The organism is Nocardioides proteolyticus, assembly GCF_051280635.3.
Lineage (GTDB): Bacteria > Actinomycetota > Actinomycetes > Propionibacteriales > Nocardioidaceae > Nocardioides.
The window spans coordinates 1-15,883 of sequence record NZ_JBNBPO030000045.1 but is presented as its reverse complement, the minus strand read 5'-3'; the positions used below and the strand labels follow the sequence as shown (position 1 = coordinate 15,883).

Below are 15,883 nucleotides of genomic sequence, written 5' to 3'. Positions count from 1 at the left end.
CGGGACCCGAGCGGCGGCCGCGCCCACCCGGGTGCGCGCCGCGACGCCCCCGCCCGCCCCCGGGTCGACGCACGCCGCGTCCGTGGCGCAACCGGCGCAGGCGGCCCCCCGCTGGCGCGTCGCCTTCGACACCGGCGAGGAGTTCGTCGTCGAGGGTCTCGCGATCGTCGGGCGCCGCCCCGAGCCGCGCTCAGGCGAGCCGGTCCGGCACGTCGTACCCCTGCGGTCCGGCGACATGTCGCTGTCGAAGACCCACGCGCAGTTCCAGGTCGCCCCCGACGGCGCGCTGGTCGTGATGGACCGCGGCTCGACCAACGGGTCCTTCGTCGTCCGCCGCGGGCACGCCCGCCCGCTGACGCCCGGCCGCCCGACGACGCTCGTCGAGGGCGACCTGGTGCAGTTCGGCGACCGCAGCATGCGCGTGCTGCGCGACGCCTGAGAGCCCGAGGTCGAGCCGCCTCAGCGGGCGGGCGTCCACTCCCGGCGCAGCAGGCCGTAGACGGCCGTGTCGCTCCACGTCCCGTCCCGGTCGGCGAAGTCCTCGCGGGTGAGGGCCTCGTGGCGCATCCCGAGCCGCTCGCAGAGCCGCGCGGACGCCACGTTGCGGGGGTCCAGCCGCGCCATCAGCCGGTGCAGCGGGTAGTGGCCGAAGGCCAGGTCGACCAGCGCCCGCGCGGCCTCGGTGGCCAGGCCCCGGCCGCCGTGCTCGGGGGAGAAGACCCAGCCCAGCTCGGCGATCGACGGCGGGTCGCCGGCACCGTGGCGCGCGGTGAACCGCAGCATCAGGTCGCCGACGACCACGCCGTCCTCCTCGACGGCCAGGGCGAGCAGCTCGTCGGGCAGCGACGGCGCGGTGCCGGCGACGAGGCGCTCGAGGCGGGCGGCGAGCCCGTCGGCGTCGAGGGCGGGGAAGGGCAGGTAGCGGGTGACCGCCGGGTCGCTGCAGTAGCGACCGATGTCGTCGCGGTCGGTGGGCAGCACGGTGCGCAGCAGCAGCCGTTCGGTGCGGACGGGCAGCGGCGGCGGCGGCAGGGTGGGCGGGACCGGCGCCGTGGGCGCGGGCGGCTCGCTCACGGCGCGTCGCCCGACGGGGCGGGCGGCGGAGCGCTGGCTGGCGGCATGCCGGCGAGCGTACGACGCGGGGCATCGCCGCGTCCGGGTCCGCGGGAAGTGCGTCGATCCGGTCGCCGCCGATGTCCTACGATGTGCCGTCGTGCCCGCCGGGGCGCGAGTCCTGCGGACCAGCGAGGAAGGTCGAGCCCGTGCCGACTGGCAAGGTGAAGTGGTACGACGCGGAGAAGGGCTTCGGCTTCCTGTCCCAGCCCGACGGGCCGGACGTCTACGTGCGCGCCGACGCGCTGCCCGAGGGCGTCGCCACGCTCAAGCCCGGCACCCGGGTGGAGTTCGGGATCGCCCAGGGCCGCCGCGGCGACCAGGCGCTGCAGGTGCGGGTGCTCGACGCACCGCCGTCGGTGGCGAAGGCCAAGCAGCAGGCGCGGCGCAAGAAGCCCGAGGAGATGGTCCCGATCGTCGAGGACCTGATCCGGCTGCTCGACGGCGTGGGCGAGGCCTACCGCCACGGTCGGCACCCGGAGCGTCGTACGGCCCAGCCGGTGGCGAAGCTGCTGCGCGCCCTCGCCGACGAGCTGGAGCTCTGACGGCCCGGACCGGCGCGCGGCCGGTCCCTCAGGCGCCCGCGACGGCGACGGGCGCCTCGGCCGTCGCCGGCCGGCCCGGCCGTCGCGTGCCGAGCACGAACACTGCCCAGGCGGCGAGCACCACCGCGGCGACGCCGAGGCCCAGCTGGGGGATCCACGGCATCGCGATGCCGACGAAGCCGCCGACCACCCACGCCAGCTGCAGCGTGGTGTCGCCGCGGGCGAAGGCGCTCGCGTGGGAGCGCGCGGGCACGCCCTCCTGGATCGTGGAGTCGAGCGAGACCTTGGCGAGGTACTGCATCAGGCCGGCGGTCAGGCCGAGCGCGACCAGCACCAGCACGCTGTAGAAGACGGCCGCGAGCACCACGATCGCGATGTCGGCCACCAGCGCCACGACCACGGTGATGGCGGGGTTGATCTTCTTCGCCAGCGAGGCGAGCACGATGCCGAGGGTGTTGCCGAGGCCGGCGCCGCCGATCACGAGACCGATCAGCAGGGTGGTCCGGTCCTCCCACCCCTCGATCGGCTCGGCGCGGAGGAGGAACGCCATGTACATGGTCAGGAAGCCCGAGAGCCAGCGCGGCCCGCAGTTGGCGCGCAGGGCGAACGCCACCTTCGGCGGCACCCCGGTGCCGCGCCGGCGGGTGCTCGTGGTGACGTCGCCGACCTCCTGCTCGCCCTCGGTGGAGTCGACCTTCGCGGGCAGCAGGATGGCGGCGATCGTGCCGAGCACGAACACCAGGAACGCGTAGCGCAGCGCCCACTCGGCGCCGAAGTACGCCGCCGCGCCGGCCAGCGGCGCCGACACGGCCGCGCCGACGGTGCCGGCGAGCGACACCCGGCCGTTCGCCTTGACCAGGGTGATCTCGGCGGGGGCCAGCCGCGGCACGGCGGCCGCCCGGGTGACGCCGTACGCCTTGGAGGAGACGAGGACCCCGAGGGCGGCGGGGTAGAACCAGATCGACTCGTCGGCGATCGCGTCGGCCAGCACCCAGCACAGGAAGCCGCGGATGGCGAAGGTGGCGCCGATGGCCCAGCGGCGGCCGTGGCTGAACCGGTCGAGGAACGGCCCGATCAGGGGCGCCACGATCGCGAACGGCAGCATCGTCAGGCCGAGGAACAGGGCGACCTGGCCCCGGGCGTCGCTGGTGGCGCCGGCGAAGAAGATGGTGCCGGCGAGGGCGATCGCGACGGCCGCGTCGCCGGCGGCGTTGCAGGCGTGCAGCTCGATGAGCCGGTTGAGCCCGGAGCGGTCGGCGCCCTGCGCGCCGGCAGCGCGGCGCGTCTGACGGACCGTCGCCCGGCCGGCCCGTCCGGTCACCTGCGCCACGCCCCGCAGCCCCCGGGCCGTCGCCTTGACGCCGGTGCCGATGCTGGCGCCGACCGCGCGTGTCGAGCTGCCGCCGGCCGCGGTCGTCGAGCCTGCGGCCTCGGTGGCCTGGGGGGCGCCGTCGTCGCCACCGTCGGCCGCCGGAGGCGGTGGCGCCGGCGGGGGCGCCGGCGGGGGCGGCGGGTAGTGCGGTCGGTCCGGGCCCGGGGCGCCCGACGGGGGGCGGGGTTCCGAACCGTGCGTGCTCACGGCCCTATCTTGCCTGCTGGCCCCGACGCCACGCCTCCCCGGCACGCCCCCGGCGGGCGCCCCCGGCGTGACGGGGGACGGCGCGATGAGGGATGCTGTGCGTCGTGTCCACGCTGGAGCGCAAGCTGACCGACGCCGTCACCGCCGCCGCGGTCGACGAGGCGCGTGCCGCGCTGCTCGAGGAGGTCGACGCCGCCGACGTCGGCGACCACCTCGGCCACCAGGTCGACGGGCTGCGCGTCGTCACCCACCTCTTCGCCTGCACCCGCAAGGGCTATCGCGGCTGGCAGTGGGCGGTCACCCTGACCCGCGCCTCGCGGCAGCGGAAGGTCACCGTCGTCGAGGTCGTGCTGCTGCCGGGTCCGGACGCGATCGTGGCGCCGGCCTGGGTGCCCTACCGCGAGCGCATCCGCCCGGGGGACCTCTCGCCCGGCGACCTGCTCCCGGTCGCCGACGACGACCCCCGGCTGGTGCCGACGTACTCCTTCGGCGACGACCCGCTCGACCAGGACGAGAAGGCACAGGTCCGTGCGGTGGCCAAGGACCTCGGTCTCGGCCGCGTGCGCACCCTCTCCCCGGAGGGCCGCGACCTCGCGGCCGAGCGGTGGTACGACGGCGGCCACGGCCCGGACGCCCCGGTCGCCAAGTCCGCGCCCGACCAGTGCTGGTCCTGCGGCTTCCTGGTCCGGCTCAACGGACCGCTCTCCACGCTCTTCGGCGTCTGCGCCAACGGCGACGCCAACGACGACGGCCGGGTCGTCTCCTACGACCACGGCTGCGGCGCCCACTCCGAGGTGCGGCTCAGCAAGCGCCAGCAGCCGGTGCCCCCCGCCCCGCCCGTCGTCGACACCATGTCCCTCGACGACCTCGACCCCCTCTGACCCACCCGCTCCGACTCCGAGGCCGCGGGACTCGACGGGCCACGGCCTGGAACCCGACGGGCCAGGGAGCGGGATCCGACCGGTCTCAGGCGGACGAGAGGATCCACACGGCGTACTCGTCGTCGACCGGGCGGAGGTCGTAGCCGCCGAAGCGGTGGTCGACGCGCAGGCCGGCGGCCGCGGCGTCGGCGACGAACTCGTCGGGCGGGTAGCTGCGGGCCGAGGACGGACCGCCGCGGAGGTGGAAGCCGACCAGCACCCGTCCGCCGGGGGCCAGCAGCTCCCGCATCCGGCGCAGTACGGCGACCTCGGTCCCCTCGGCGACGTACGCCAGCACGTTGCCGACACAGACCACGAGGTCGAACCCGGGCTCGACGCCGGCCTCGGCCAGCACGTCGGGGGTCAGGGCCAGGATCTCGTGGGGGAGGACCGGCAGCTCCGGGAACGTCCGCCGGCTCTGCTCCACCAGGCGCGGATCGGGCTCGGCCGCGACCACCCGGTGGCCACAGGCCTGCAGGTGCGCGCCGATCCGGCCCATGCCCGAGCCGGCGTCGAGGATCCGGGCGCCGCGCGGCACCATCGCGTCGGCCAGGCGCGCCTCGCCGACGACGTCCTCGCCCTGCTCGAGCAGCTCGGCGAACCGCTCGCCGTAGCCGGCGGTCCTGGCGCCGGCCAGCGCCCAGCGGGTCGGCGGCAGCTCAGGCATCGCCGTCCGGCTCGGCCCCGGCCTCCAGCTCGCGCTCGACGCGGAACCGGCGCCGGCGCCGGCAGTACTCCACGCCCAGCAGACCCAGTCCCACGCCGGTGAGGCACATCCAGAGCAGCCACGTCCGCCCGTCCTCCTGGAGCCGGCCGTAGAACGGCAGCAGCGCGAGGAAGGCCAGCAGGAACAGGCCGGTGCCCACCTGGACGGTGCGGACGCCGTCGACGTCGAGCGGCTCGACCGGAGCGATCAGGTAGGTCCGGTTGCCGATCTCATGCTGCGTCGGCTGTTCGTCGCGGAGCTCCACGTGCCGATCCTAAGGCCCCGTCGGAATAGTTGACGCCGACAAGGAGTTAAGTCCACGACACCTCGCCCGCCTGACGGAAGGAGCCCCCACGAGTCCCCGCTTCCGGTCCCTCGCCCACCCCAACTACCGCCTCTACCTCGCCGGCAGCCTCGTCTCCAACATCGGCACCTGGATGCAGCGCGTCGCCCAGGACTGGCTGGTGCTGACCATCCCCGGCAACGGCGGCGCGGCGCTCGGCATCACCACCGGTCTCCAGTTCCTCCCGGTCCTGCTCCTCTCGCCGTACGCCGGCGTGGTCGCCGACCGGTTCTCCAAGCGCCGGATGCTGATGGTCACCCAGACGGTGATGGCGCTGGCCGCGCTCGTCCTCGGCGTGATCGCCGCGACCGGGTCGGCGCAGACCTGGCACGTCTACCTGCTCGCCTTCGTCTTCGGCATCGGCGCGGCCTTCGACGGCCCCGCCAGGCAGGCCTTCGTCTCCGAGCTCGTCGGCACCGACGACGTGGCCAACGCCGTCAGCCTCAACTCGGCGGCGTTCAACTCCGCCCGCCTGATCGGGCCGGGCCTCGCCGGCGTGCTGATCGGGCTCGGCGGGGGCGGCATGGAGGCGACCGGCTGGGTGATCCTGGTCAACGCGGTCTCCTACCTGGCCGTGATCCTCCAGCTCCACCGCATGGACCAGCGCGCGCTCCACTCGCCCAAGCCGGTCGCCCGCACGCCGGGCATGCTGCGTGCCGGGCTGGCCTACGTCCGCAGCCAGCCGAAGATGCTGACGATCCTGGTCCTGGTCTTCTTCGTCGGCACCTTCGGCATGAACTTCCAGATCACCTCGGCGCTGATGGCCACCGAGGTCTTCGGCAAGGGCGCCGAGGAGTACGGCGTGCTCGGGTCGGTGCTCGCGATCGGCTCGCTCACCGGGGCGCTGGTGGCCGCAGGCCGCTCCCGCGTGCGGCTGCGGCTGGTGCTCGGGGCCGCGGTCGCGTTCGGCGTGGTCGAGATCGCGGCCGGGCTGGCGCCGGGCTACCTGACGTTCGTGCTGCTGTGCCCGCTGCTCGGGTTCTCGGTGATCACCATCCTCAACTCGGCCAACGCCCTCCTGCAGACGGAGTCCGACCCGGCCATGCGGGGCCGGGTGATGGCCATCTACATGACGATCGTGATGGGCGGGACCCCGCTCGGTGCGCCGTTCATCGGCTGGATCGGCGAGCAGCTCGGTGCGCGCTGGACGCTGGTCGTCGGCGGGGGCCTGGTGCTCGCGGGCGTCGCGCTCGCCGTACTGCTCGGTCTCGCGACGCGAGACACCCGGGATGCCAGGGCGACCGGGCAGCCTGCCATGCTTCCGTCGTGAGCTCTGTGCAGACCTCCTCGGCCTCGGGGATCGACCGCTACTTCCGGATCAGCGAACGAGGTTCGACCGTGGGCCGCGAGGTGCGCGGCGGCGTCGTCACCTTCTTCACGATGGCCTACATCGTGGTGCTCAACCCGCTGATCCTCGGCTACGCCGCGGACGCGGAGGGCCAGTTCCTCGCGGGCGGCTCGGTGCCGGGCGGCGGCCTGGCGGCGATCGCTGCCGGCACGTCGCTCGTCGCCGGGGTGCTGACCATCCTGATGGGCGTCGTCGCCAACTATCCGCTGGCGCTGGCCACCGGGCTGGGCCTCAACGCGTTCGTCGCGTTCGCCATCGCGAGCCAGATGACCTGGGCCGACGCCATGGGGCTCGTGGTGATCGAGGGGCTGGTCATCCTGGTCCTCGTGCTGACCGGGTTCCGCTCCGCGGTCTTCCACGCGGTCCCGACCCAGCTGAAGGTCGCGATCTCGGTCGGGATCGGCCTGTTCATCGCCCTGATCGGCTTCGTCGACGCCGGCGTCGTGACCCGGGTCCCGGACATCGCCGGCACCAGCGTGCCGGTGCAGCTGGGCGGCGACGGCAACCTGAGCGGATGGCCGGTCCTGGTGTTCGTGGTCGGCCTGCTGCTCATGCTCGCGCTCTGGGCGCGCCGGGTCCCGGGCGCGATCCTGGTCTCGATCCTGGTGATGACCGTCGTCGCCGTGGTCATCGAGGCGGTCGCGGACGTCGGTGGCAAGGACACCAACGCGAGCGGCTGGGCGCTGACGGTCCCGGCGTGGCCGGACGACCTCTTCCGCGCGCCCGACTTCGGCACGCTGGGCGAGTTCAACCTGCTGGGCTCCTGGGAGAGCGCCGGCGTGGTCACCGTCCTGCTCCTGATCTTCTCGCTGCTCCTGGCCGACTTCTTCGACACCATGGGCACGATGACGGCCATCGGTGCTGAGGCCGGCCTGCTGGACGAGCGGGGGATGCCGCCCCACACCGAGCGGATCCTGGTGGTCGACTCGATCGCCGCCGCCGCCGGTGGCGCCGCCGGCGTCTCGTCCAACACCTCCTACATCGAGTCGGCGTCGGGGGTGGGTGAGGGAGCCCGGACCGGCCTGGCCTCGGTCGTCACCGGCCTGCTCTTCCTGGTGACGATCTTCCTCGCCCCGCTGGTGGCGATGATCCCGTCGGAGGCCGCGGTGCCGGCCCTGGTGCTGGTCGGCTTCCTGATGATGCAGCAGATCACCGGGATCACCTGGAGCGACGTGGAGATCGCCATCCCGGCCTTCCTCACGATCGTGCTGATGCCGTTCACCTACTCGATCACGGTCGGCATCGGGGCGGGCTTCGTCAGCTACGCCTTCCTGAAGCTGGTGCGCGGCAAGGCCGCGCAGGTGCACCCGCTGCTGTGGGTCGTGGCCGGGCTCTTCGTCGTCTACTTCGCCATCGACCCGATCACCCGCTGGCTCACCTGAGCGCACGGTTGCGATTTTGACCGTGGTATGGGCGGCCGGTAATCTCGATCCTCGTGTCTGGGTCCGCCCGGCACGTTGCGCATGCCCTCAGACGCAGCCGCCCCTCGGGCCGGTCCCGCGGCCCGGGCAGCACACCACGGCACGTCAGTTTCACCGCAACACCCCGAGCCCGGCAAGGCGCCGGGCCGTGATGAGCAGACCGAAAGGGAACCACCCAGGTGCCCACTATTCAGCAGTTGGTCCGCAAGGGCCGCCAGGACAAGGTGTCGAAGAACAAGACGCCTGCCCTGAAGGGATCTCCCCAGCGTCGCGGTGTGTGCACCCGCGTCTACACGACCACCCCGAAGAAGCCGAACTCCGCCCTGCGCAAGGTCGCCCGCGTGCGCCTCTCCAGCGGCGTCGAGGTCACCGCCTACATCCCGGGTGAGGGTCACAACCTCCAGGAGCACTCGATCGTGCTCGTCCGCGGCGGCCGGGTGAAGGACCTCCCCGGTGTCCGCTACAAGGTCATCCGCGGCGCCCTGGACACTCAGGCCGTGAAGAACCGCAAGCAGGCTCGCAGCCGCTACGGCGCCAAGAAGGAGAAGAGCTGACATGCCGCGCAAGGGCCCCGCTCCGAAGCGCCCCATCGACGTCGACCCGGTCTACGGCTCGCAGCTGGTCAGCCAGCTGGTCTCGAAGGTGCTCAAGGACGGCAAGAAGCAGGTCGCACAGCGGATCGTCTACAGCGCGCTGGAGGGCACCCGCGAGAAGACCGGCACCGACCCGGTGATCACCCTCAAGCGTGCGCTCGACAACGTGCGCCCGGCGATCGAGGTCAAGTCCCGCCGCGTCGGTGGCGCGACCTACCAGGTCCCGATCGAGGTCAAGGGCGGTCGCGGCACCACGCTCGCCCTGCGCTGGCTCGTCGGCTACGCCGCCGACCGCCGCGAGAAGACCATGGCCGAGCGCCTGCAGAACGAGATCCTCGACGCAGCCAACGGCCTCGGCGCCGCGGTGAAGAAGCGCGAGGACACCCACAAGATGGCCGAGTCCAACAAGGCCTTCGCCCACTACCGCTGGTGACGTGTCGGGTGCGTCGTGGTCACCGCCGGTGTACGACGACGCACCCCACCGTGCCGCACGTGGCACGACCCTCACTGACTTCACTACCTAAGGAACGCTGACTCACGTGGCAGTCGACATCACGACGGACCTGAACGTCGTCCGCAACATCGGCATCATGGCGCACATCGACGCCGGCAAGACCACCACCACCGAGCGCATCCTCTTCTACACCGGTATCACCTACAAGATCGGTGAGGTCCACGAGGGCGCGGCCACGATGGACTGGATGGAGCAGGAGCAGGAGCGCGGCATCACCATCACGTCGGCCGCGACGACCTGCTGGTGGAAGAAGCACCAGATCAACATCATCGACACCCCCGGCCACGTGGACTTCACGGCCGAGGTCGAGCGCTCGCTGCGCGTCCTCGACGGCGCCGTCGCGGTGTTCGACGGTGTCGCCGGCGTCGAGCCGCAGACGATGACGGTGTGGCGCCAGGCCAACAAGTACTCCGTGCCCCGGATGTGCTTCGTCAACAAGCTCGACCGCACCGGCGCCGACTTCTTCCGCTGCGTCGACATGATGGTCGAGCGCCTCAACTCCACCCCGCTGGTCCTCCAGCTCCCGATCGGCGCCGAGTCCGACTTCCTCGGCGTGGTCGACCTGGTCGGCATGCGCGCCCTCACCTGGCGCGGCGAGACCAAGATGGGCGAGGACTACGAGGTCGAGGAGATCCCGGCCGAGATGGCCGAGAAGGCCGCCGAGTACCGCGAGAAGCTCGTCGAGACCCTCGCCGAGGCCGACGACGACATCATGGAGACCTACCTCGAGGACGGCGACGTGTTCGACGTCGACACCCTCAAGGCCGCCATCCGTCGCGCGACCCTGGCCGACAAGGTCAACCCGGTGCTGTGCGGGACGGCGTTCAAGAACAAGGGCGTGCAGCCGCTGCTCGACGCGGTCGTCGACTACCTCCCCTCGCCGCTGGACATCGAGGCCATCGTCGGCCACGACCCGCGCGACGAGGAGAAGAAGATCAGCCGGAAGCCGTCCGACAGCGAGCCGTTCTCCGGCCTCGCCTACAAGATCGCCTCCGACCCGCACCTCGGCAAGCTGATCTACGTCCGGGTCTACTCCGGCAAGCTCGAGGCCGGCTCCACCGTGGTCAACTCGGTGAACGGCAAGAAGGAGCGGATCGGCAAGGTCTACCAGATGCACGCCAACAAGCGTGAGGAGATCGCGTCGGTCGGCGCCGGCCAGATCGTGGCCGTGATGGGCCTCAAGGACACCCGCACCGGGCACACCCTGTCCGACCCGAGCAACCAGGTCGTGCTGGAGTCGATGACCTTCCCGGCGCCGGTGATCGAGGTCGCCATCGAGCCGAAGACCAAGGGCGACCAGGAGAAGCTCGGTACGGCGATCCAGCGCCTCTCCGAGGAGGACCCGACCTTCGTCGTCAAGACCGACGAGGAGACCGGCCAGACCATCATCGCGGGCATGGGCGAGCTCCACCTGGAGATCCTCGTCGACCGGATGAAGCGCGAGTTCAAGGTCGAGGCCACCGTCGGCAAGCCGCAGGTCGCCTACCGCGAGACCATCCGCGGGTCGGTCAACAACCACTCCTACACCCACAAGAAGCAGACGGGTGGCTCGGGCCAGTTCGCGAAGGTCGTCGTCTCGCTGGAGCCGAACAAGGACCCCGAGACCGGTCTCGGTGCGGGGTACGAGTTCGTCAACAACGTGACCGGCGGCCGTGTGCCGCGGGAGTACATCCCGTCGGTCGACCAGGGCGGCCAGGAGGCCATGGAGTTCGGCGTGCTCGCCGGCTACCCGATGGTCGACGTCAAGTACACCCTCGAGGACGGCGCCTACCACGACGTCGACTCCTCGGAGCTCGCGTTCAAGATCGCCGGTCTGCAGGCCTTCAAGGAGGCCGCGCGCCAGGCACGCCCGGTCCTGCTCGAGCCGATGTTCGCCGTGGAGGTGACCACGCCGGAGAGCTTCCTCGGCACGGTCATCGGCGACATCAACAGCCGTCGCGGCCAGATCCGCGCGCAGGAGGAGCGGCACGGCGACATCGTCGTCAGCGCCCTTGTGCCGCTGTCCGAGATGTTCGGGTACGTTGGCGACCTGAGGTCCAAGACCTCGGGCCAGGCGTCGTACGCGATGGAGTTCGACTCGTACGCCGAGGTTCCCACGAACATCGCCGACGAGATCATCAAGAAGGCTCGCGGCGAGTAGTACGCACGGGGGCTCCGCCCCCGTGGGCCCCCGGGACATCCGGGACTCGACGCAGACCCTCGGCGCACCACCTTTCCAATACGAGTCAGTAACAACCACACCAGGAGGAGCCCCCAGTGGCTAAGGCGAAGTTCGAGCGGACCAAGCCGCACGTGAACATCGGCACGATCGGTCACATCGACCACGGCAAGACGACGCTGACCGCAGCGATCTCGAAGGTGCTGCACGACAAGTACCCGGACCTCAACGAGGCGTCGCCGTTCGACACGATCGACAAGGCTCCCGAGGAGCGCCAGCGCGGCATCACGATCTCGATCGCTCACATCGAGTACCAGACCGAGAAGCGCCACTACGCGCACGTCGACTGCCCCGGTCACGCGGACTACATCAAGAACATGATCACCGGTGCCGCGCAGATGGACGGCGCGATCCTGGTGGTCGCCGCGACCGACGGCCCGATGCCGCAGACCCGCGAGCACGTGCTGCTCGCCCGCCAGGTCGGCGTGCCGGCGCTGGTGGTCGCGCTCAACAAGTGCGACATGGTCGACGACGAGGAGCTCATCGAGCTCGTCGAGATGGAGGTGCGCGAGCTCCTCTCCGAGTACGAGTTCCCGGGTGACGACGTCCCGGTCGTCCGCGTGGCGGCCTTCCCGGCGCTGCAGGGCGACGAGAAGTGGGGCGAGTCCGTCCTCGAGCTCATGAACGCCGTGGACGAGTACATCCCGCAGCCGGAGCGCGAGGTCGACAAGCCGTTCCTCATGCCCGTCGAGGACGTCTTCACGATCACCGGTCGTGGCACCGTCATCACCGGTCGCATCGAGCGCGGCATCGTCAAGGTCAACGAGGAGGTCGAGATCATCGGCATCCGCGAGGGCTCGCAGAAGACCGTCGTGACCGGCGTCGAGATGTTCCGCAAGCTCCTCGACGAGGGCCAGGCCGGTGAGAACGTCGGTCTGCTCCTCCGCGGCACCAAGCGCGAGGACGTCGAGCGCGGCATGGTCGTCGTGAAGCCCGGCACCACCACCCCGCACACCAACTTCGAGGCCTCGGTCTACATCCTCTCGAAGGAGGAGGGTGGCCGTCACACGCCGTTCTTCAACAACTACCGTCCGCAGTTCTACTTCCGGACCACCGACGTGACCGGCGTCGTGACCCTCCCCGAGGGCACCGAGATGGTCATGCCGGGCGACAACACCGACATGGCGGTCGAGCTGATCCAGCCGATCGCGATGGAGGAGGGCCTGAAGTTCGCGATCCGCGAGGGTGGCCGCACCGTCGGCGCCGGCCGGGTCACCAAGATCACCAAGTGATCCCCCGAGGCCGGGCCGCCAGCGCCTGAGCCTCGACACGGGAGCCCCCACGCCTTCGGGCGTGGGGGCTCCTCGCTTCTGCGGCGTCGGCGGCATGGGAGGATCGAGCCGTGAGCGAGCAGCCCCCCGGATCCAACCCGTACGACCCGCAGCCCTACCGGCCGTACGGCGCGCGGGGGCAGGTGATCGGTCCGCCGCCGGACCACCCCAAGGCGACCACGGTGCTGATCCTCGGCATCCTCAGCTTCGCCGTCTGCCAGCTCGTCGCCCCGTTCGCCTGGGTGATGGGCGGTCGGGTGCGCCGCGAGATCGCCGCGTCCGACGGCCAGGTCGGCGGCCACCAGATGGTCACGATCGGCTGGATCCTCGGCATCGTCGGGTCCGCCCTGCTCGGGCTCTCGCTGCTCGCCCTCCTCGTGGTGGTCGCGGTGGCGGCCGCCGGGTCCGCATGAGCGACGGCGTCCCACCCGCACGGCCCCACCACAGGCTGACCGAGGACGGTCGGCGGGTGCGCGAGGTGCTCAGCTACTCCCGTCGCGGCAGCCGGTTCACGCCCCGCCAGCAGGCCGCCTGGGACGCCCACGCCGCCGCCTGGGTGATCCCCGACGAGGCGGTGGACGACCCGGCGTTCACCTGGGCGGACTGGTTCGGCAGGGAGGCGCCGATGATCGTCGAGATCGGCGGCGGCGTCGGGGAGGCGACAGCGGCGCTGGCCGCCCGGCGGCCGTCGTACGACGTGCTGGCGCTGGAGGTCTGGCGACCGGGAGTCGCCGAGAGCCTCGGCCGCGTCGCCGAGGCGGGCGCGACCAACGTCCGCTTCTGCAGCGTCGACGCGGTGTGGACGCTGGCGCACCGGTTCGCCGAGGCGAGCGTCAGCGAGCTCTGGACGTTCTTCCCCGACCCCTGGCACAAGACCCGCCACCACAAGCGCCGGCTGGTGAACGCCGACAACGCCCGCCTCCTCGCCTCGCGGCTGGTGCCCGGCGGCACCTGGCGGCTGGCGACCGACTGGGCGCACTACGCCGAGCAGATGGCCGAGGTGCTCGACGCCGAGCCGCTGTTGGAGGGCGGCGTCGTGGAGCGCTGGTCGGAGCGGCCGGTGACCAAGTTCGAGCGCAAGGGTCTCGCCGCGGGCCGCGCGATCACCGACCTGGCCTACCGCCGGCGCTGACCGGCCCGGTCGCGGGCCGAGCCGCAACGAGGAGTTCACCCACAGGTTCGGGCGTGTCGCCCGAAACGGTGGTTCGCGGGGCGTACTTTCCCAGCAATGGCGGGTGGGGAAGCCCGCCACATCGGGAGGCCCGTTCGTGACTGGTCACGACTTCATCGCCCGGAGCCGGGGTGGGGACGACCCTGCCGCGGCCGCCCGGGGAGGGGGCGCCGGCACCCCGGCGCTCGGGCTGGCTCGACGGGCACCCGCTCGCCGGCCGTCACCCGGTCCAGCTACCAGGGACAGGGGCCGGGCGCCGGGTGCGCGCGCGGTCCGGTGAGGTGAGTCGTGGGATCTCGTCACGATGGAGCACAGTTCGCACCGCTGCCGCCCGCCTCCGGGTCGCCCGGCCAGCGGCGCACGTTCGTCCTCGACACCAGCGTGCTGCTGGCCGACCCCGGTGCGCTGCGCCGGTTCGCCGAGCACGAGGTGGTCCTGCCGGTGGTGGTGATCACCGAGCTGGAGGGCAAGCGGCACCACCCCGAGCTCGGCTACTTCGCACGCAGTGCGCTGCGGATGCTCGACGAGCTCCGGGTCAGCCACGGTCGCCTCGACACCGCCGTGCCGGTCGGGGAGGAGGGCGGCACGGTGCGGGTCGAGCTCAACCACACCGATGCGGCCGCCCTGCCGTCCGGCTTCCGGCCCCAGGGCCAGGGCTGGGACAACGACTCGCGGATCCTCGCGGTCGCCCGCAACCTGGCCAACGAGGGCCACGACGTCACCCTGGTCTCCAAGGACCTGCCGATGCGGATCAAGGCGTCCGCGGTCGGCCTCGCCGCCGAGGAGTACCGCGGTGAGGCGATCAGCGACTCCGACACCGGGTACTCCGGCATGGCCGAGCTGGAGGTGGCGGCCGCCGACGTCGACGAGCTGTACGACGACGGCAGTCTCGACCTCGCGGAGGCCCGCGACCTGCCCTGCCACGCGGGTCTGGTCCTGCTCTCCGAGCGCGGCACGGCGCTCGGCCGGGTCGGTCCGGACAAGCAGGTGCACCTGGTGCGGGGCGACCGCGAGGCGTTCGGCATCCACGGCCGCAGCGCCGAGCAGCGGGTGGCGCTGGAGCTGCTGCTCGACCCCGACGTGGGGATCGTGTCGCTCGGCGGCCGTGCGGGCACGGGCAAGTCGGCGTTGGCACTGTGCGCCGGGCTCGAGGCGGTGATGGAGCGACAGCAGCACAAGAAGGTCGTCGTCTTCCGGCCGCTGTACGCCGTCGGCGGGCAGGAGCTGGGCTACCTGCCCGGCTCGGAGTCGGAGAAGATGTCGCCCTGGGCGCAGGCGGTCTTCGACACCCTCGGTGCGCTGACCTCGCGCGACGTGATCGACGAGATCCTCGACCGAGGCATGCTCGAGGTGCTCCCGCTGACCCACATCCGGGGCCGCTCGCTGCACGACTCCTACGTCATCGTGGACGAGGCGCAGTCGCTGGAGCGCAACGTGCTGCTGACGGTGCTGTCCCGGATCGGCGCGAACTCCAAGGTGGTGCTGACCCACGACGTCGCCCAGCGCGACAACCTCCGGGTCGGCCGCCACGACGGCGTGGTCGCGGTCGTGGAGAAGCTGAAGGGCCACCCGCTCTTCGCCCACGTCACGCTCACCCGCTCGGAGCGCTCGCCGATCGCCGCGCTGGTCACCGAGATGCTCGAGAACGCCGTCGTCTGACCGCGCAGCCGCGTGTGTCGTGCGGTCTGTGTCCGGGGCGGGCCGTACGACGCCGGCGGCACCTCCTGTGACCCCTGGTGCGGGTGTGACGTCGAGGCCGTCGGCTGTCCCACAACCTGGGGAAAGTGGGCGGTTCGGTTTGCACCTGCCCGGCGCCTGAGGCAAGGTGTCCGGTGGTCGCCGGGCCCGGACGACGATGTCGGGGCCCGACCCCCCAGCGGCGATCGGACCAAGCCGTCGAGTCTTGAGAACGAGCTCTCTTGTCGAAGCACGCGAAGCCCGCACCGAAGCACCGAGGGACCCCCAAGCACGCCCACCTCAAGGAGACGCCCCGCAAGGCGGCCCGCAACGTGGTGGTGCTGTCGTCCGTGGCCCTGGCCGTGACCGGCGTCTCGGTCGCCGCCGGCGTGGCCGGTCAGGGCGCCCCCGCGCAGGCGCCGACGGCCGGCCTCGACGCCGCGCGCGCCGCGGGGAGCGGCGAC

16 protein-coding genes and 1 pseudogene are annotated in these 15,883 nt (G+C 72.0%); 13 read left to right on the top strand and 4 right to left on the bottom strand.

Annotated features, from left to right (window positions below):
- Positions 1–439: FHA domain-containing protein (locus ACPOLA_RS18675; protein WP_435772013.1), on the top strand; the 439-nt coding region annotated here is incomplete at its 5' end.
- 20 nt (positions 440–459) lie between these two features.
- Here ACPOLA_RS18675 and ACPOLA_RS18670 read toward each other — a convergent pair.
- Positions 460–1,074, bottom strand: a complete 615-nt coding sequence (locus tag ACPOLA_RS18670; RefSeq protein WP_435772012.1) for a GNAT family N-acetyltransferase — start codon at positions 1,072–1,074, stop codon at positions 460–462.
- Positions 1,075–1,262: 188 nt separating this feature from the next.
- On the opposite strand from ACPOLA_RS18670, the gene ACPOLA_RS18665 reads away from it, so the two are divergent.
- Entirely contained in the window at positions 1,263–1,658 is a 396-nt protein-coding gene (locus tag ACPOLA_RS18665) for a cold-shock protein (protein WP_435772011.1), read from the top strand.
- Positions 1,659–1,686: 28 nt separating this feature from the next.
- Here ACPOLA_RS18665 and ACPOLA_RS18660 read toward each other — a convergent pair whose 3' ends face one another.
- On the bottom strand, positions 1,687–3,237 hold the full coding sequence (locus ACPOLA_RS18660) for an MFS transporter (RefSeq protein ID WP_435772010.1): 1,551 nt from the start codon (positions 3,235–3,237) through the stop codon (positions 1,687–1,689).
- A 104-nt stretch (positions 3,238–3,341) separates the two neighbouring features.
- On the opposite strand from ACPOLA_RS18660, the gene ACPOLA_RS18655 reads away from it, so the two are divergent.
- Positions 3,342–4,118 carry a DUF3027 domain-containing protein gene (locus tag ACPOLA_RS18655; RefSeq protein ID WP_435772009.1) on the top strand — a complete coding sequence of 259 codons (777 nt, stop codon included), beginning with the start codon at positions 3,342–3,344 and terminating at the stop codon, positions 4,116–4,118.
- Between the two features lie 85 nt (positions 4,119–4,203).
- Here the strand turns inward: ACPOLA_RS18655 and ACPOLA_RS18650 are convergent, their stop codons facing one another.
- Both ACPOLA_RS18650 and ACPOLA_RS18645 read right to left on the bottom strand, forming a co-directional pair.
- The gene (locus ACPOLA_RS18650; RefSeq protein WP_435772008.1) at positions 4,204–4,824 is read right to left on the bottom strand and encodes a class I SAM-dependent methyltransferase; all 621 of its coding nucleotides are present in this window, start codon (positions 4,822–4,824) and stop codon (positions 4,204–4,206) included.
- Positions 4,817–5,128 (bottom strand): hypothetical protein, encoded by a 312-nt coding sequence (locus tag ACPOLA_RS18645; protein WP_435772007.1) that lies wholly within the window; start codon positions 5,126–5,128, stop codon positions 4,817–4,819. The genes ACPOLA_RS18650 and ACPOLA_RS18645 overlap by 8 nt, the downstream gene beginning before the upstream one ends.
- A gap of 70 nt (positions 5,129–5,198) precedes the next feature.
- On the opposite strand from ACPOLA_RS18645, the gene ACPOLA_RS18640 reads away from it, so the two are divergent.
- From ACPOLA_RS18640 to ACPOLA_RS18595, 10 genes and pseudogenes are all read left to right on the top strand, one after another.
- Complete coding sequence (locus ACPOLA_RS18640) at positions 5,199–6,476, top strand: MFS transporter (protein WP_435772014.1); 1,278 nt, start codon at positions 5,199–5,201, stop codon at positions 6,474–6,476.
- A complete protein-coding gene (locus ACPOLA_RS18635; protein WP_435772006.1) occupies positions 6,473–7,936 on the top strand; it encodes an NCS2 family permease in 1,464 nt (487 codons plus the stop codon). The genes ACPOLA_RS18640 and ACPOLA_RS18635 overlap by 4 nt, the downstream gene beginning before the upstream one ends.
- Before the next feature lie 218 nt (positions 7,937–8,154).
- A complete protein-coding gene (rpsL, locus tag ACPOLA_RS18630) occupies positions 8,155–8,529 on the top strand; it encodes a 30S ribosomal protein S12 (protein ID WP_028654597.1) in 375 nt (124 codons plus the stop codon).
- Position 8,530: 1 nt separating this feature from the next.
- Positions 8,531–9,001: a 30S ribosomal protein S7 gene (rpsG, locus tag ACPOLA_RS18625; RefSeq protein WP_435772005.1), complete on the top strand. Its 471-nt coding sequence runs from the start codon at positions 8,531–8,533 to the stop codon at positions 8,999–9,001.
- Positions 9,002–9,107: 106 nt separating this feature from the next.
- A complete protein-coding gene (fusA, locus tag ACPOLA_RS18620; protein WP_435772004.1) occupies positions 9,108–11,222 on the top strand; it encodes an elongation factor G in 2,115 nt (704 codons plus the stop codon).
- A gap of 116 nt (positions 11,223–11,338) precedes the next feature.
- Positions 11,339–12,532, top strand: a complete 1,194-nt coding sequence (gene tuf, locus ACPOLA_RS18615) for an elongation factor Tu (RefSeq protein ID WP_435772003.1) — start codon at positions 11,339–11,341, stop codon at positions 12,530–12,532.
- Positions 12,533–12,642: 110 nt separating this feature from the next.
- The gene (locus ACPOLA_RS18610; protein WP_435772002.1) at positions 12,643–12,984 is read left to right on the top strand and encodes a hypothetical protein; all 342 of its coding nucleotides are present in this window, start codon (positions 12,643–12,645) and stop codon (positions 12,982–12,984) included.
- Positions 12,985–13,040: 56 nt separating this feature from the next.
- Positions 13,041–13,703 (top strand): tRNA (guanosine(46)-N7)-methyltransferase TrmB, encoded by a 663-nt coding sequence (trmB, locus tag ACPOLA_RS18605; protein WP_435772001.1) that lies wholly within the window; start codon positions 13,041–13,043, stop codon positions 13,701–13,703.
- Positions 13,704–14,030: 327 nt separating this feature from the next.
- Positions 14,031–15,401 carry an RNA 5'-3' helicase PhoH2 gene (phoH2, locus tag ACPOLA_RS18600; RefSeq protein ID WP_435772000.1) on the top strand — a complete coding sequence of 457 codons (1,371 nt, stop codon included), beginning with the start codon at positions 14,031–14,033 and terminating at the stop codon, positions 15,399–15,401.
- Between the two features lie 260 nt (positions 15,402–15,661).
- Positions 15,662–15,883, top strand: a pseudogene (locus ACPOLA_RS18595) (lytic transglycosylase domain-containing protein); the annotation flags it as partial.